Annotated in this window: 18 protein-coding genes; 10 read left to right on the top strand and 8 right to left on the bottom strand. The window is 67.1% G+C overall.

Annotated elements, in window-relative coordinates:
* Positions 1-164: 164 nt before the first annotated feature.
* The gene (locus FOC67_RS18480; protein ID WP_009313633.1) at positions 165-1736 is read right to left on the bottom strand and encodes a malate:quinone oxidoreductase; all 1572 of its coding nucleotides are present in this window, start codon (positions 1734-1736) and stop codon (positions 165-167) included.
* Between the two features lie 202 nt (positions 1737-1938).
* A complete protein-coding gene (locus FOC67_RS18475) occupies positions 1939-2148 on the bottom strand; it encodes a DUF6316 family protein (protein ID WP_003091929.1) in 210 nt (69 codons plus the stop codon).
* A gap of 205 nt (positions 2149-2353) precedes the next feature.
* Between FOC67_RS18475 and FOC67_RS18470 the strand changes: the two genes are divergently transcribed.
* The 10 genes from FOC67_RS18470 to FOC67_RS18425 all read left to right on the top strand — a co-directional run bounded on the left by FOC67_RS18470 (position 2354) and on the right by FOC67_RS18425 (position 10770).
* Entirely contained in the window at positions 2354-2992 is a 639-nt protein-coding gene (locus tag FOC67_RS18470; RefSeq protein WP_003091927.1) for a peroxiredoxin, read from the top strand.
* Positions 2993-3242: 250 nt separating this feature from the next.
* Complete coding sequence (locus tag FOC67_RS18465) at positions 3243-4247, top strand: aliphatic sulfonate ABC transporter substrate-binding protein (protein WP_009313634.1); 1005 nt, start codon at positions 3243-3245, stop codon at positions 4245-4247.
* Between the two features lie 3 nt (positions 4248-4250).
* Positions 4251-5075 carry an ABC transporter permease gene (locus FOC67_RS18460; RefSeq protein WP_003091924.1) on the top strand — a complete coding sequence of 275 codons (825 nt, stop codon included), beginning with the start codon at positions 4251-4253 and terminating at the stop codon, positions 5073-5075.
* Positions 5072-5821 (top strand): ABC transporter ATP-binding protein, encoded by a 750-nt coding sequence (locus FOC67_RS18455; protein ID WP_003091922.1) that lies wholly within the window; start codon positions 5072-5074, stop codon positions 5819-5821. The genes FOC67_RS18460 and FOC67_RS18455 overlap by 4 nt, the downstream gene beginning before the upstream one ends.
* A gap of 153 nt (positions 5822-5974) precedes the next feature.
* Positions 5975-6568, top strand: a complete 594-nt coding sequence (gene ssuE / locus FOC67_RS18450; RefSeq protein WP_003091915.1) for an NADPH-dependent FMN reductase — start codon at positions 5975-5977, stop codon at positions 6566-6568.
* Between the two features lie 118 nt (positions 6569-6686).
* Positions 6687-7658 carry a sulfonate ABC transporter substrate-binding protein gene (locus tag FOC67_RS18445; RefSeq protein ID WP_003117542.1) on the top strand — a complete coding sequence of 324 codons (972 nt, stop codon included), beginning with the start codon at positions 6687-6689 and terminating at the stop codon, positions 7656-7658.
* Positions 7659-7735: 77 nt separating this feature from the next.
* Positions 7736-8884 carry an FMNH2-dependent alkanesulfonate monooxygenase gene (ssuD, locus tag FOC67_RS18440; protein ID WP_003091910.1) on the top strand — a complete coding sequence of 383 codons (1149 nt, stop codon included), beginning with the start codon at positions 7736-7738 and terminating at the stop codon, positions 8882-8884.
* Between the two features lie 20 nt (positions 8885-8904).
* Positions 8905-9693 carry an aliphatic sulfonate ABC transporter permease SsuC gene (gene ssuC / locus FOC67_RS18435; protein WP_003091909.1) on the top strand — a complete coding sequence of 263 codons (789 nt, stop codon included), beginning with the start codon at positions 8905-8907 and terminating at the stop codon, positions 9691-9693.
* On the top strand, positions 9690-10514 hold the full coding sequence (gene ssuB, locus FOC67_RS18430) for an aliphatic sulfonates ABC transporter ATP-binding protein (RefSeq protein WP_003102311.1): 825 nt from the start codon (positions 9690-9692) through the stop codon (positions 10512-10514). The genes ssuC and ssuB overlap by 4 nt, the downstream gene beginning before the upstream one ends.
* A 40-nt stretch (positions 10515-10554) precedes the next feature.
* A complete protein-coding gene (locus tag FOC67_RS18425; protein ID WP_003091900.1) occupies positions 10555-10770 on the top strand; it encodes a molybdopterin-binding protein in 216 nt (71 codons plus the stop codon).
* A gap of 179 nt (positions 10771-10949) precedes the next feature.
* Here the strand turns inward: FOC67_RS18425 and FOC67_RS18420 are convergent, their stop codons facing one another.
* From FOC67_RS18420 to FOC67_RS18395, 6 genes are all read right to left on the bottom strand, one after another.
* Positions 10950-11288, bottom strand: coding sequence for a HopJ type III effector protein (locus FOC67_RS18420; RefSeq protein WP_003091899.1), 339 nt, complete (start codon positions 11286-11288; stop codon positions 10950-10952).
* 51 nt (positions 11289-11339) lie between these two features.
* Positions 11340-11651 carry a DUF1244 domain-containing protein gene (locus tag FOC67_RS18415; protein ID WP_003091898.1) on the bottom strand — a complete coding sequence of 104 codons (312 nt, stop codon included), beginning with the start codon at positions 11649-11651 and terminating at the stop codon, positions 11340-11342.
* 128 nt (positions 11652-11779) lie between these two features.
* Positions 11780-12151 (bottom strand): dihydroneopterin triphosphate 2'-epimerase, encoded by a 372-nt coding sequence (gene folX / locus FOC67_RS18410; RefSeq protein ID WP_003091897.1) that lies wholly within the window; start codon positions 12149-12151, stop codon positions 11780-11782.
* Between the two features lies 1 nt (position 12152).
* Positions 12153-12713 carry a GTP cyclohydrolase I FolE gene (folE, locus tag FOC67_RS18405; RefSeq protein ID WP_003091896.1) on the bottom strand — a complete coding sequence of 187 codons (561 nt, stop codon included), beginning with the start codon at positions 12711-12713 and terminating at the stop codon, positions 12153-12155.
* A gap of 17 nt (positions 12714-12730) precedes the next feature.
* Positions 12731-13435 carry a dihydromonapterin reductase gene (gene folM / locus FOC67_RS18400; RefSeq protein WP_009313635.1) on the bottom strand — a complete coding sequence of 235 codons (705 nt, stop codon included), beginning with the start codon at positions 13433-13435 and terminating at the stop codon, positions 12731-12733.
* 110 nt (positions 13436-13545) lie between these two features.
* Complete coding sequence (locus FOC67_RS18395; RefSeq protein ID WP_003111015.1) at positions 13546-14103, bottom strand: hypothetical protein; 558 nt, start codon at positions 14101-14103, stop codon at positions 13546-13548.
* Positions 14104-14291 lie beyond the last annotated feature (188 nt).

Genomic DNA, 14291 nt, shown 5'->3' with positions numbered 1-14291 from the left:
TTCGCCCTACGGCCCGCAGTGACTTTGTGGGCGGCGCTGCCTGTCGGGTAGGGCGAATAACGCCAGCGGCGTTATCCGCCGATGCGCCGCCCCGCAAGGCGAACGCCAACCCAAAAAAGCCCGGCTATTGCCGGGCTTTTTCATGCGCGCGCGTCGGTGGCCGATCAGGCCTCCGGCTGTACCGGCACGTGGATCAGTTGCAGGCGCTCGCTGCTCCAGGCACGGGTGCTGTTGGTCAGCTCGATGTCGTTGTTCAGCTTGCGCCCGTAAGACGGCACGATTTCCTTCAGGCGTGCCTGCCACTCGGGGGTGGCGACCTTGTCCTTGAAGGCCTTCTCCAGCACCGACAGCATGATCGGCGCGGCGGTCGAGGCGCCCGGCGAGGCGCCGAGCAGGGCGGCGACGGAGCCGTCGGCGGCGGTCACCACTTCGGTGCCGAATTGCAGTACGCCGCCTTTCTCGGCGTCCTTCTTGATGATCTGCACGCGCTGGCCGGCCTGCACCAGCTTCCAGTCCTCGTCGCGGGCTTCCGGGAAGTACTCGCGCAGCGAGGCCATGCGGTCGTCCTGGCTGAGCATCAGCTGGCCGATCAGGTACTGGCTGAGATCGAAGTTGTCGATGCCGGCGTTGAACATCGGGCCGATGTTGCTGCTGGTCACCGAGCCCGGCAGGTCCCACAGCGAGCCGTTCTTCAGGAACTTGGTGGAGAAGGTGGCGAACGGACCGAACAGCAGAACCGGCTTGCCGTCGATCATGCGGGTGTCGAGGTGCGGCACCGACATCGGCGGCGAGCCCACCGAAGCCTTGCCGTAGACCTTGGCCAGATGGCGCTTGACCACGTCCGGGTTGGTGGTGGCGAGGAACGAACCGCCCACCGGGAAGCCGGCATAGCCTTCGGCCTCGGGGATACCGGACATCTGCAGCAACTTCAGCGCGCCGCCACCGGCGCCGATGAAGACGAACCTGGCCTTGACGCTGGTTTCCTTGTCGCCGTTGGCCAGGTCGGCCATGGTCACGGTCCAGGTGTCGTCGTCGTTGCGCTTGAGGTCGCGGACCTCATGTTGCAGGCGCAGCTTGAAGGTGTCCTTGGCCGACAGCGAGCCCACCAGCTGGCGGGTGATCTCGCCGAAGTTGACGTCGGTGCCGATCGACATGCGCGTGGCGGCGATCTTCTGCCCCGGCTCGCGGCCTTCCATCACCAGCGGCACCCACTGCTTGATCTGCTCGGGGTCTTCCGAGTACTCCATGCCGCGGAACAGCGAGCTGTGCTGCAGGGCGGCGTGGCGCTTCTTGAGGAAGGCGACGTTGTCGTCGCCCCAGACGAAGCTCATGTGCGGGACGTTGTTGATGAACGACTTCGGATCGTTCAGCACCTTGCGGTCGACCTGGTAGGCCCAGAACTGCTTGGAGATCTCGAAGTTCTCGTTGATCGCCACCGCCTTGCTGATATCCATCGAGCCGTCCGCGGCCTCGCTGGTGTAGTTCAGTTCGCAGAACGCCGAGTGACCGGTGCCCGCGTTGTTCCAGCCGTTGGAGCTTTCCTCGGCGACCTTGTCCAGGCGCTCGACCATCTCGATGGTCCAGCCCGGTTCCAGTTCGTTCAGATAGGTACCCAGGGTGGCGCTCATGATGCCGCCACCGATCAGGAGCACGTCGACCGGTTTTTCCGATTCGACGCTGTTTTTGGAGCAACCCAGCACGCTGACGCACAAAAGCATCAATAAGATTTTTTTCATGGATTTACCGCTAGAAAACGTGGAGAAGCGTGGATACGCACGACGTGGCAGGTATTCACCGGGTGAATGATACTGGAACTCACCCCCGATGTGAGTGCGTTCACATGCGGTGACATTTGCCTCGGCGTTCCGCCGAGAATACTTGCCTTCCCTTTCTTGAACGTTTCAGCCGCCGGGAAATAAATTCCGCGCCTGTATCGTTTCAGTGGGAACCCGGCGCCTGGATTTCCGCCGATTGGCGCATCCTGCGGATATACGCGTCGATTTCCCGCTCCGCGTCGAAACGGGTGAAGTAGGGACCTTCCAGGGTCCCTTCGCGGGTGGAGAAGAAGTACTGGCCATTCACCGAACTTATGCGATCGCTGCGGAAGCGGGTGGCCGGGACGGGATCGGTGGAACGTTTCCCCAACATGACGGCGACTCCTGGATGGCGGGCCAAGGTGATTTCAGTGTAGGCGGGGGTTGGCCGGGCGGCAGGCCGGCGGACGAAAGGAGACGGATTTCCAGGCGAAGGGTTGGGTATTCTATTTTTGGTTATAAGAAAATCTGAATTTATTCTTTTTAACGTCGACCGGCCTTGGGCATAGTGGGTCCCAACACGAACAAGGAGTGACCCCATGAGCCTCAGACTCGGCGACATCGCCCCCGATTTCGAACAGGATTCCAGCGAAGGGCGCATCCGCCTCCACGAATGGCTGGGCGACAGCTGGGGCGTGCTGTTCTCCCACCCGGCCGACTTCACCCCGGTGTGCACCACCGAGCTGGGCTTCACCGCCAAGCTCAAGGACCAGTTCGCCCAGCGCGGGGTCAAGGTCCTGGCGCTGTCGGTGGATCCGGTGGACTCGCACCTGAAGTGGATCGACGATATCAACGAGACCCAGGACACCCGGGTCAACTTCCCGATCATCGCCGACGCCGATCGCAAGGTCTCCGAACTCTACGACCTGATCCACCCGAACGCCAACGACACGCTGACCGTGCGTTCGCTGTTCATCATCGACCCGAACAAGAAGGTGCGCCTGATCATCACCTACCCGGCGAGCACCGGGCGCAACTTCAACGAGATCCTCCGGGTGATCGATTCGCTGCAACTGACCGACGAGCACAAGGTCGCCACGCCGGCCAACTGGGAGGACGGCGACGAGGTAGTGATCGTGCCTTCGCTGAAGGACGAGGAAGAGATCAAGCGGCGTTTCCCCAAAGGCTACCGCGCGGTGAAGCCCTACCTGCGCCTGACGCCCCAGCCCAACCGCTGAGGCCGGATTCGTCCCGCCTGCATGGGCAGGCACGGCAGGCGGGACCTTTTATTCGACGGTGCGTGCCGTCATGCAACGCTGTTTAGCCACGAGCAGGGTTTTTGGCCGGTTTCGACCGGCCCTCTTTTTTATGTGCGCCAGCGCGTCGCCGCGACGCTTTCTTTCCGCCATCCGTTTCCGAAACCGGCTCTGACTTGCCCGCCAGACGGGGAGAAGGCTCGCTCATCCACCTCCTTCCAGGAGCAGACGCATGATCGCCGCTCTCCGTCGCTGCCGGGCCTGGCTGGCCCTGCTCGCCGTTCTTGCCGTGTTTCCCGCGGCCGAAGCCGCCGACGCCCCCGCTGAAATCCGTCTCGACTATGCCTACTACGCCCCCACCAGCCTGGCGCTCAGGAAGTTCGGCTGGCTGGAGAAAAGCCTGGACGGCAGCGGAACCCGGGTGCGCTGGGTGTTCAGCCAGGGCAGCAACCGTTCCCTGGAGTACCTCAACGCCGGCAGCGTCGATTTCGCCTCGACCGCCGGCCTCGCCGCGGTACTCGCGCGGGCCAACGGCAGCCCGGTACGTACCGTATACGTCGCCAGCCGCCCGGAGTGGACCGCGCTGCTGGTGCGCAAGGATTCGCCGATCCGCAGCCTCGCCGAACTCAAGGGGCGCAAGGTGGCTGCCACCAAGGGCACCGATCCCTACCTGTTCCTGCTCCGCAGCCTGCACAGCGTGGGCCTGGACAAGAACGACCTGCGTATCGTCCACCTGCAGCATCCCGACGGCCGGGTAGCCCTGGAGAAGGGCCAGGTCGACGCCTGGGCCGGGCTCGATCCGCACATGGCGGCCAGCGAGTTGCAGGCCGGCTCGCGGCTGCTCTACCGCAACCTCGGCTTCAACAGCTACGGCGTGCTCAATGTCCGCGAGGATTTCGTCGAAGGCCATCCGCAACTGATCCGCCAGGTGCTGGCGGCCTACGAGCAGGCGCGCCACTGGGTGATCGGGCATCCCGACGAGGCCGCGCAACTGCTTGCCGAGGAAGCCGGCCTGCCGCTGGAAGTGGCTCGCCTGCAACTGTCGCGCACCGATTTCAGCCAGCCGCTGCCGGGCGCCGAACAGGTCGCCGCGCTCAAGGCCGCGGCGCCGATCCTGGCGGACGAGCGCCTGGTGCGGCCGGGCGTGGACGTGCAGAAGGTGGTCGACGAACTGATCGCGCCGCAGTGGGCCGCCGAGGTCATCGGCGGTGTCCCGTTGGCGCGCACGGAGCCCTGAGCCATGGTCAGCCAGAGCCTGCGACTGGCCCGGCGAGTCTCGCGCCGGGCGTGGCGACTGCGCGTGCCGGGCGCCTGGCGGGCCTGGGCCTTGCCGCTGCTGGCGCTATCGTCGTGGGAGGCGCTGGTGCGCCTGGGCTGGCTGCCGGCCTACCAGATGCCGGCGCCGAGCGGCATCCTGCTGACCCTGGTGGAACTGGCTCGCGGCGAGCTGTGGGGGCATGTCGGCGCGAGCCTGGCGCGGGTCGCCGCCGGCTTCGCGATCGGCAGCGGCCTGGCCCTGGCGGTCGGAACCTGGGTCGGCCTCAGTCGTCGCGCCGAAGCCTACCTCGAGCCGAGCTTCCAGGCCCTGCGGGCGATCCCCAGCCTGGCCTGGGTGCCCTTGCTGCTGCTCTGGTTCGGCATCGACGAGACGCCGAAGATCGTCCTCATCGCCCTCGGCGCCTTCTTCCCGGTCTACCTCGCGCTGGTCGCCGGGGTACGCGGGGTCGATCGCAAGTGGGTGGAACTGGGGCGGCTCTACCGTTTGTCGCGCTTCGCCCTGGTCCGCCGCATCCTCCTTCCGGCGGCGCTGCCGAACCTGTTCACCGGCCTGCGCGGGGCGCTCAGCCTGAGCTGGATGTTCCTCGTCGCGGCGGAGCTGATCGCCGCCACCCAGGGCCTCGGCTATCTGCTCAGCGACGGTCGGGAAACCTCGCGTCCGGACCTGGTGATCGCCGCGATCCTGGTCCTGGCGGCCCTCGGCAAGCTCAGCGATGGCCTGCTCCGCTCGCTGGAGCGCCGGGCCCTGCGCTGGCGCGACAGCTTCGACGGGGAGGGCGGCGCATGAGCGGCCTGCTCGACCTGCTGGAGATTCGCAAGGCCTATGGCGATACGCGGGTGCTGGAGGGCGTGGCGCTGTCGCTGGCGCCCGGCGAGGTGGTCAGCCTGCTCGGCCCCAGTGGTTGCGGCAAGAGCACCCTGCTGCGGATCGCCGCCGGACTGGACGATGACTTCCAGGGCACTGTCGAACGCAACCCGATCCTCGGCTTCGGCCCGGACGGCGAGAACGGCCGCAGCGGCGGAATCGGCGTGGTGTTCCAGGAGCCGCGCCTGTTGCCCTGGCTGACGGTGGCGCAGAACGTCGGTTTCGCCGACGGCTGGCTGGAGGACGAGCACTGGGTCGAGCGCCTGCTCGCCGATGTCGGACTGGCCGGCTGCGGAGGATTGCTGCCCAAGCAACTGTCCGGCGGCATGGCGCAGCGCGCGGCGATCGCTCGCGGTCTCTACGGACGGCCGCAGGTGCTGTTGCTCGACGAGCCGTTCAGCGCGGTCGACGCCTTCACCCGCATGCGCCTCCAGGACCTGCTGCAGGACGTGGTGCAGAACTACGAGATCAGCGTCCTGCTGGTCACCCACGATCTCGACGAGGCGTTCTATCTCGCAGACCGCGTGCTGCTGATGGGCGGCCGTCCCGGACACATCCGCCGCGAGTTCCACGTACCGCTGGCGCGTCCCCGCGATCGCCGGGCGGTGGAGCTGGCCTACTTGCGCGGCGAGGCCCTGACCGAAATGCAGCGGGCACACGTGCTCTGAGGCAAGACCTCGAATCGGGTTCTTATATGCTTTATGGAATAAATAAATGAATAAAAAACATTTATTGGAATATGAGGCCGCCTGTTAAGGTCTATGCAACTTGGTTAGCAAGCCAAACGAATATTCTGTTTTCCGGTTATAAGGAATCCCCCCATGCTCGTCGTTTCCATCGCCGGAAGTCCCAGCGTACGCTCCCGCTCCGGGGTGTTGCTGGAGCGTGCCAGGGACTGGCTGAGCCGTCGCGGCGTCGAGGTGGCCAGCCACCAAGTGCTGGATTTTCCCGCCGAGGACCTGCTGCGTGCCCGCCTCGACAGTCCGCCGGTACTGGCGCTGGCCGAGCAGATCGGCCGCGCCGACGGCCTGCTGGTCGCCACCCCGGTGTACAAGGCCTCGTTTTCCGGCGCGCTGAAGGTCCTGCTCGACCTGTTGCCCGAGCGCGCCCTGGAGCACAAGGTGGTGCTGCCGTTCGCCACCGGCGGCAGCAGCGCGCACATGCTGGCCGTGGACTACGCATTGAAGCCGGTACTGGCCGCGCTCAAGGCCCAGGAGGTGCTGCACGGCGTATTCGCCGTGGACAAGCAGATCGCCTACGCCACCGAGAGCGACCCGGCGCGCCTGGAGCCGGTCCTCGAGCAGCGCCTGGAAAACGCCCTGGAAACCTTCCACCTGGCCCTCTCGCGACGGCCGCAGCCGATCGACCCGCAGTTGCTCAACGAGCGCCTGGTGAACGCCCGCTGGAGCATCTGATCCGTCCGCCGCCAGCGCACGCGCGCCGCGGCCCGATTGCACAACGCACACACGACGACCTCACTGTTCCGTCAACGGCGCGGCAGGTTCGGCACCCACAACGACAAAGGAGAGCGCCATGCGCACCATCGCTTTGCGTCGTGGACTGGCGGCCCTGCTGGTGGCGGCCCTGTCCTACGGCGTCCAGGCCGACGAGAAGTCGGCCAACACCCTGCGGATCGGTTATCAGAAATACGGCACCCTGGTCCTGCTCAAGGCCCGCGGCACCCTGGAGAAACGTCTCGCCGAAGACGGCGTGAAGGTGCAATGGACCGAGTTTCCCGGCGGCCCGCAACTGCTCGAGGGACTCAATGTCGGCAGCATCGACTTCGGCGTGACCGGGGAAACCCCGCCGGTATTCGCCCAGGCCGCCGGCGCCGACCTGCTCTACGTGGCCTACGAACCGCCGGCGCCGACCAGCGAGGCGATCCTCCTGCCGAAGGACTCGCCGATTCGTTCGGTGGCCGAGCTGAAGGGCAGGAAAGTCGCCCTGAACAAGGGCTCCAACGTGCATTACCTGTTGGTCCGCGCCCTCGAGCAGGCCGGCCTGAAGTACAGCGACATCCAACCCGTCTACCTGCCGCCGGCCGACGCCCGCGCCGCCTTCGAGCGCCACAGCGTCGATGCCTGGGTGATCTGGGACCCCTACCAGGCCGCCGCCGAGAAGCAGTTGTCCGCGCGGGTCCTGGTGGATGGTCGCGAGCTGGTCGACAACCACCAGTTCTACCTCGCCACCCGGACTTACGCGCAACGGCATCCGCAGGTGCTCGACAAGCTGGTGGACGAGATCCGCCAGGTCGGCGACTGGTCGCGGGCCAACCCGCAGCAGGTGACCGAGCAGGTCGCGCCGCTGCTCGGGTTGCCCGCCGACATCACCCTGACCGCGGTGAAGCGCCAGGGCTACGGCGCGCAGTTGATCACCCCGGCGGTGGTCGAGGCGCAGCAGAAGATCGCCGACACCTTCACCCAGCTGAAGCTGATTCCCAAACCGCTGAGCATCAAGGACGTGATCTGGACGCCGCCGGCCGGCAAGGTCGCCAGCGCCCCCTGAGCCCGTACCGCCCACATACCGACACGATCATCGCGCGGCTACGCCACGCCGGCGCGCTCACCCTGGAGTCAATTGCGATGAGCCTCGAGATTTTCTGGTTCCTTCCCACCCACGGCGACGGCCACTACCTGGGCACCACCCAGGGCGCCCGTGCCGTCGACCACGGCTACCTGCAGCAGATCGCCCAGGCCGCCGACCGCCTGGGCTTCGGCGGCGTACTGATCCCCACCGGACGTTCCTGCGAGGACTCCTGGCTGGTCGCCGCCTCGCTGATCCCGGTAACCCAGCGCCTGAAGTTCCTCGTCGCGCTGCGTCCCGGGATCATTTCGCCGACCGTGGCCGCGCGCCAGGCGGCGACCCTGGACCGGCTGTCCAACGGCCGCGCGCTGTTCAACCTGGTCACCGGCGGCGATCCCGACGAGCTGGCTGGCGACGGCCTGCACCTGAGCCACGCCGAACGCTACGAGGCCTCGGTCGAATTCACCCGCATCTGGCGTCGCGTGCTGGAGGGCGAGACCGTCGACTACGCCGGCAAGCACATCCAGGTGAAGGGCGCCAAGCTCCTCTATCCGCCGTTGCAGCAGCCGCGTCCGCCGCTGTACTTCGGCGGCTCCTCGGAGGCCGCCCAGGACCTCGCCGCCGAGCAGGTCGAGCTGTACCTGACCTGGGGCGAGCCGCCGGCGGCGGTTGCCGAGAAGATCGCCCAGGTACGCGAGAAGGCCGCCCGCCAGGGCCGCCAGGTGCGCTTCGGGATCCGCCTACACGTGATCGTCCGCGAGACCAGCGAGGAAGCCTGGCAGGCCGCCGATCGCCTGATCGCGCACCTCGACGACGACACCATCGCCCGCGCCCAGGCCTCCCTGGCGCGCTTCGACTCGGTCGGCCAGCAACGCATGGCCGCGCTGCACGGCGGTTCGCGCGACAACCTGGAAGTCAGCCCCAATCTCTGGGCCGGCGTCGGCCTGGTACGCGGCGGCGCCGGCACCGCGCTGGTCGGCGACGGACCGACGGTGGCGGCGCGGGTCAGGGAGTACGCCGAGCTGGGCATCGATACCTTCATCTTCTCCGGCTACCCGCATCTGGAAGAGTCCTACCGGGTCGCCGAACTGCTGTTCCCGCACCTCGACGTGCAGCGCCCGGCGCAGCCCGAGGGACGCGGCTATGTCAGCCCGTTCGGCGAGATGGTGGCCAACGACATCCTGCCCCGGCAGGCCGCGCAGAGTTGAGAGCGGTCGGAGCGAACGACATGAGCATTTCCAAACGACTGGCCGAGCGCCTGGCGCCCTGGGCGCTGCCGCTGGTCCTGCTGGCGGTGTGGCAGGCGGCGGTGGAGTTCGGCTGGCTGTCCAGCCGCATCCTCCCCGCGCCCAGCGCCGTGCTCGAGGCCGGCTGGGCGCTGCTGCGCAGCGGCGAGATCTGGCAGCACCTGGCGATCAGCGGCTGGCGCGCGGCGATCGGCTTTCTCATCGGCGGCACCATCGGCCTGGTGCTGGGCTTCGTCACCGGCCTGTCGAAGTGGGGCGAACGCTTCCTCGACAGTTCGGTGCAGATGATCCGCAACGTGCCGCACCTGGCGCTGATCCCGCTGGTGATCCTGTGGTTCGGCATCGACGAGTCGGCGAAGATCTTCCTGGTCGCCCTCGGCACGCTGTTCCCGATCTACCTGAACACCTACCACGGCATCCGCGGCATCGACCCCGGCCTGCTGGAGATGGCGCGCAGCTACGGGTTGTCCGGCTTCGCCCTGTTCCGCCAGGTGATCCTGCCCGGCGCGCTGCCGTCGATCCTGGTCGGGGTGCGCTTCGCCCTCGGCTTCATGTGGTTGACCCTGATCGTCGCCGAGACCATTTCCGCCAGCTCCGGCATCGGTTACCTGGCGATGAACGCCCGCGAGTTCCTGCAGACCGACGTGGTGGTCCTGGCGATCCTGCTCTATGCCGTCCTCGGCAAGCTCGCCGACCTCGCCGCCCGCGGTCTGGAACGCGTCTGGCTACGCTGGCATCCGGCCTACCAGGTCAAGGGAGGTGGCGCATGAATGCCCACAACGCCGCCCTTGGCGGCACTCCGCAGCGCCTCAAGCGCGGTATCCCGCTGGCCCTGCGCGGAGTGGCGCGGCGCTTCGGCGAGCGCGAGGTGCTCAAGGACATCGACCTGCTGGTTCCGGCCGGGCAATTCGTCGCCATCGTCGGCCGCAGCGGCTGCGGCAAGAGCACCCTGCTGCGCCTGCTGGCCGGCCTCGACCAGCCCAGCCGCGGCGAGTTGCTGGCCGGCTCGGCGGCGCTGGCCGAGGCCCGCGAGGACACCCGGCTGATGTTCCAGGACTCGCGCCTGCTGCCGTGGAAGCGGGTGATCGACAACGTCGGCCTCGGCCTGCGCGGCGACTGGCGGGCGAAGGCCCTGCAGGCGCTGCGGGCGGTCGGCCTGGCCGAGCGTGCCAACGAGTGGCCGGCGGCCCTGTCCGGCGGGCAGAAGCAACGCGTCGCGCTGGCTCGCGCGCTGATCCACGAGCCGCGCCTGCTGTTGCTCGACGAGCCGCTCGGCGCGCTCGATGCGCTGACCCGGATCGAGATGCAGCAACTGATCGAAGGACTCTGGCGCGAACACGGTTTCACCGTCCTGCTGGTCACCCACGACGTCAGCGAGGCGGTGGCGGTGGCCGACCGGGTGATCCTTATCGAGGACGGCGAGATCGGCCTCGACCTGCCGGTGGAACTGCCCCGGCCGCGCTCGCGTGGCTCGGCGCGACTGGCCGCGCTGGAAGCCGAAGTGCTCAACCGGGTGCTGGCGCAGCCGGAGCTGCCGCCGCAACCCGAACCCGTTTCACCCCTGCCCACGCAACTGCGCTGGGCGCTCTAACCAACCATGCCTCGTTCCGAATCCCCCCAGGAGAAACGCCATGACCATCAAAGCCATCAACGTTCGTAACCAGTTCAAGGGCACCGTGAAGGAAATCATCGAAGGGCCGGTGCTCTCCGAGATCGACGTGCAGACCGCCGCCGGGATCGTCACTTCGGTGATCACCACGCGTTCGGTGAAGGAACTGGAGCTGGCCATCGGTAGCGAAGTGATCGCCTTCGTCAAGTCCACCGAGGTATCCATCGCCAAGCTGTGACGCTGGCTGCGCCGCGCTTGCGGCGCCGAGAAGGGCGGGGACCCCGAGGGGGCCCCGCCTTTTTTCGTCGCGTATCGGCAAGGCCGGCCGGTGGCGACGGCTGGCGTGGGTCGCTATGGAGCGGTCGGTAGGGCGAATAACCGCTCGCGGTTATCCGCCGTGGGGGCGACCGGGACTTCTCAGCCCCGGCGCGACAGGGGCTGGCGCTCGAAATGCACGCCGGCCAGGCCGGTCTGTTGCAGGGCGCGGATGTTGGCGTGGTCGTCGCCTTCCGGGTTGTCGCGCACCGCACGGTAGTGCTCGCCGAAGGCCAGCAGGGTTTCCTCGAGGCTGAGGCCTTCGAGGATGGCGAAGCCCAGGGTCTTGCAGGAACCTTCGTTCTGCCCGGCCGGGTTGCTCACGCTGCCGTTGTCGAAGGCGCTCGGCGTGTAGCTGTAGTGCTCGGCGATGAACGCCAGGGTGTCGGTGAACAGGTGGTGTTCGCTGCGCAGACGCGCGCGGAAGTCGGTCAGGGTCATCGAAACAGGCTCATGGTGTCTGGGGCAGGGTTGGCAAGGGGCCCGGTGGCCTCAGGCGTTGCCCTGGCTCTTGGCGAAGGCGGCCTGTTGTTCCGGGCTCGCTTCTTTCTGGTACTTGGCTTTCCACTCGGCATAGGGCATGCCGTAGATCTCTTCGCGGGCCTGGTCATTGCTGACTTCCACCCCGAGGTCGTCGGCGGCGGCCTTGTACCACTTGGACAGGCAGTTGCGGCAGAAACCGGCGAGGTTCATCAGGTCGATGTTCTGCACGTCCTTGCGGGTCTGCAAATGATGGACCAGGGTGCGGAAGGCGGCGGCTTCGAGTTCCAGGCGTTGCTGTTCGGTGAGGTTGGCTGCGGTCATGGCGGTGTTTCTCGACGATGGCTCGGGGCAGGGTGAAGGCACAGGGCCAGGTCCGGCGATGATAAGAGTTGGCGCGGCCGGCGGGCAACGCTTGTGCGCGTCTTCGCGCGGTTCGCTCGTCGGCCGCCTCAGCGGTGGCCGGCGAGGGTGATCGAGACTGACTCGGCGAAGCGCAGCGCGTGCGGCTTGTCCACTTCCACCTCGGCGTAGCGCACCGCCGGGTTCTCCATCACCAGGTCGAGGATTTCCTGGGTCATCCGTTCGAGCAGGGCGAAGCGGTTCTCCTCGACGTGGCGGATGATCGCCTTGGTGATGGTGCGGTAGTTCAGCGCGTGCTCGATGTCGTTGACCTCCACGGCGTCCGCGGCCGGGTAGAGGATGGTCAGGTTGATCAGCACGTCCTGCTTGTTGAGGATTTCCTCCTCCTTGATCCCGATGAAGGTGCGCAGGCGCAGGTCCTTGACGCGGATTCGCGCCATTCCCGGTTCCAGTCGCGGCATGTCACTTGCTCCTTCCGATCAATTGCAGAAATTCCTGGCGGGTGGTGTTCGAGTCGCGGAACGCGCCGAGCATCACCGAGGTGAACATCTGCGAGTTCTGCTTCTCCACCCCGCGCATCATCATGCACATGTGCTGGGCCTCGATCACTACCGCCACGCCGGCGGCGCTGGTCACCTGGCGGACCGCCTCGGCGATCTGCCGGGTGAGGTTCTCCTGGATCTGCAGGCGGCGGGCGAACATGTCGACGATCCGCGCCACCTTCGACAGGCCGAGCACCTTGCCGGTGGGAATGTACGCCACATGAGCCTTGCCGATGAAGGGCAGGAGGTGGTGTTCGCACAGGGAGTACAGCTCGATGTCGCGGACGATGACCATTTCATCGTTGTCCGAGGCGAACAGCGCGCCGTTGACGATTTCCTCCAGGGTCTGGCCATAGCCGTGGCAGAGGTACTGCATGGCCTTGGCCGCGCGCTTCGGGGTGTCGAGCAGGCCTTCGCGCTGCGGGTCTTCGCCGAGACCGACGAGGATCTCCCGGTAATGCTGGGAAAGTGCTGGGTTCATAAGGGGTCCTTGGCGCCTCACTTGACGTGGCGGCCGCCGTTCACGGTCAGGGTGGTCCCGGTGACGTAGGGGTTGTCCAACAGGTAGCGAAGGCTCTGGTAGATGACTTCCGGCCCCGGCTCGATGCCGAGGGCGGATTTCGCCAGGGTGCGGGCGCGGTATTCGGCGTCGTCCCCGTCGTTGAACATCACCAGCGCCGGTGAAATGGCGTTGACCTTGATCCTCGGCGCGAAGCGCGCGGCGAACGACAGGGTCAGGTTGTCCAGCCCGGCCTTGCTCGCGCAGTAGGCGATGCGCCGGGCGCTGCCCTTGCGCGCCACGTCGTCGGTGAGGTGGACGATGTCGGCGGGCTGCGAGCGTTCCAGCAGCTCGGCGCAGTGCAGGTTGATCAGGTAGGGCGCGAGCATGTGCACGCTGAACAGTTGCTGGAACGCCTCGGCTTCGTGGCCGGGCGTCTCGGCGACCCAGTCCGAGGCGTTGTGGACGATCGCTCGCAGGCTGTCGGTATGCTGCCGGAGGGACCCGATGAAGGCGAAGATGCCGGCCTCGCTGGCGAAGTCGGCGTGCAGGGTCAGCGCGCCGGCCTGGCGCAGTTCGTCCAGCGCCGGGCGTTCGCTGCGGTAGCTGACGATCACCGACTCGCCGTCGGCCAGCAGGCGGCGGGCGCAATGCAGGCCGACACGCTGGCTGGCGCCGGTGATCAGGATCGGGGCTGTCGCCATGGGGCTCTCACAGCAGGCGAAGGGAATCGGATGGATGCAGGGTACCCGACTGAGCCAGTCGGGCAAAGCCTTGCGCTACGGCCCACCCCGCCGGGGTGGGCGGCAAGCCGTCAGTGCGCTTCCGGCAGGCTGGCGGCGCGCTGCGGGCGGCGGTGCAGCCAGGGGGCGAGCAGACGGCTGGAGAGAGGGATGAACCAGTAGGTCATCAACGGGGTGAGGACCAGCGTGCTGAGCAGCACCCGCGCGGCCAGCGACAGCTCGCCGAGGTAGGGGCCGGCGCCGAGGTTGAAGGCCAGCGAGACCGGGAAGAACGCCAGCCAGATCGCCACGCTCTGCTTCCAGCGCGGCGGTTTGCGGTTGTCGTCGAACCAGGCGGCGAGTCCGTGGGCGCGGTGCTCGCGCGGTTCGTCGAAGAGTCCCTGGCCGCGTTCGAGCCAGGCCTGGCGCGAGGCGGAGTGGGCCCAGGCGGCGAGGGTGGCGTCGTCGGCGAAGCGAAAGATCATCTGGAATTCGTCTCCGCCGGCGGGCGGCGCCAGCGCCCCGGAGCCGAGGTAGCCGGGGAAGTCGGCGGCGAGGGCTTCGCCTTCGCGCTGCCAGGCGAGGAAGTCGCGGTAACGGCCGGCGGCGACGCGGCGGGCCACCAGCAGGGTAACGGGAGCGGTAGACATCGTGTATCTCCTGGAACGGTTGAGCGCGCTTCGTGGGCGCCCTCGGACAACGGCGCAGCGCCGGGGGTGGTGGGCTGCGTCGGAGGACAGGCAAGGATCGTTCCCGCCGTGGTGGCGAAGGTTCGCTGCCGTGTCTACGGCAGCGCGATGACATCCCGATGACAGGGCGCGCACCGAAATGGTGCTTT

It is taken from the genome of Pseudomonas sp. FDAARGOS_761 (assembly GCF_013343155.1).
In the GTDB taxonomy this organism is placed as follows: domain Bacteria; phylum Pseudomonadota; class Gammaproteobacteria; order Pseudomonadales; family Pseudomonadaceae; genus Pseudomonas; species Pseudomonas aeruginosa.
The sequence above is the reverse complement of the archived record's forward strand: the minus strand, read 5'-3'. Positions and strand labels throughout refer to the sequence as shown.

Coding starts and splice junctions, on each gene's coding strand:
- FOC67_RS18480 (WP_009313633.1), bottom strand. CDS start 1,736: ATGAAAAAAATCTTATTGATGCTTTTGTGCGTCAGCGTGCTGGGTTGC.
- FOC67_RS18475 (WP_003091929.1), bottom strand. CDS start 2,148: ATGTTGGGGAAACGTTCCACCGATCCCGTCCCGGCCACCCGCTTCCGC.
- FOC67_RS18470 (WP_003091927.1), top strand. CDS start 2,354: ATGAGCCTCAGACTCGGCGACATCGCCCCCGATTTCGAACAGGATTCC.
- FOC67_RS18465 (WP_009313634.1), top strand. CDS start 3,243: ATGATCGCCGCTCTCCGTCGCTGCCGGGCCTGGCTGGCCCTGCTCGCC.
- FOC67_RS18460 (WP_003091924.1), top strand. CDS start 4,251: ATGGTCAGCCAGAGCCTGCGACTGGCCCGGCGAGTCTCGCGCCGGGCG.
- FOC67_RS18455 (WP_003091922.1), top strand. CDS start 5,072: ATGAGCGGCCTGCTCGACCTGCTGGAGATTCGCAAGGCCTATGGCGAT.
- ssuE (WP_003091915.1), top strand. CDS start 5,975: ATGCTCGTCGTTTCCATCGCCGGAAGTCCCAGCGTACGCTCCCGCTCC.
- FOC67_RS18445 (WP_003117542.1), top strand. CDS start 6,687: ATGCGCACCATCGCTTTGCGTCGTGGACTGGCGGCCCTGCTGGTGGCG.
- ssuD (WP_003091910.1), top strand. CDS start 7,736: ATGAGCCTCGAGATTTTCTGGTTCCTTCCCACCCACGGCGACGGCCAC.
- ssuC (WP_003091909.1), top strand. CDS start 8,905: ATGAGCATTTCCAAACGACTGGCCGAGCGCCTGGCGCCCTGGGCGCTG.
- ssuB (WP_003102311.1), top strand. CDS start 9,690: ATGAATGCCCACAACGCCGCCCTTGGCGGCACTCCGCAGCGCCTCAAG.
- FOC67_RS18425 (WP_003091900.1), top strand. CDS start 10,555: ATGACCATCAAAGCCATCAACGTTCGTAACCAGTTCAAGGGCACCGTG.
- FOC67_RS18420 (WP_003091899.1), bottom strand. CDS start 11,288: ATGACCCTGACCGACTTCCGCGCGCGTCTGCGCAGCGAACACCACCTG.
- FOC67_RS18415 (WP_003091898.1), bottom strand. CDS start 11,651: ATGACCGCAGCCAACCTCACCGAACAGCAACGCCTGGAACTCGAAGCC.
- folX (WP_003091897.1), bottom strand. CDS start 12,151: ATGCCGCGACTGGAACCGGGAATGGCGCGAATCCGCGTCAAGGACCTG.
- folE (WP_003091896.1), bottom strand. CDS start 12,713: ATGAACCCAGCACTTTCCCAGCATTACCGGGAGATCCTCGTCGGTCTC.
- folM (WP_009313635.1), bottom strand. CDS start 13,435: ATGGCGACAGCCCCGATCCTGATCACCGGCGCCAGCCAGCGTGTCGGC.
- FOC67_RS18395 (WP_003111015.1), bottom strand. CDS start 14,103: ATGTCTACCGCTCCCGTTACCCTGCTGGTGGCCCGCCGCGTCGCCGCC.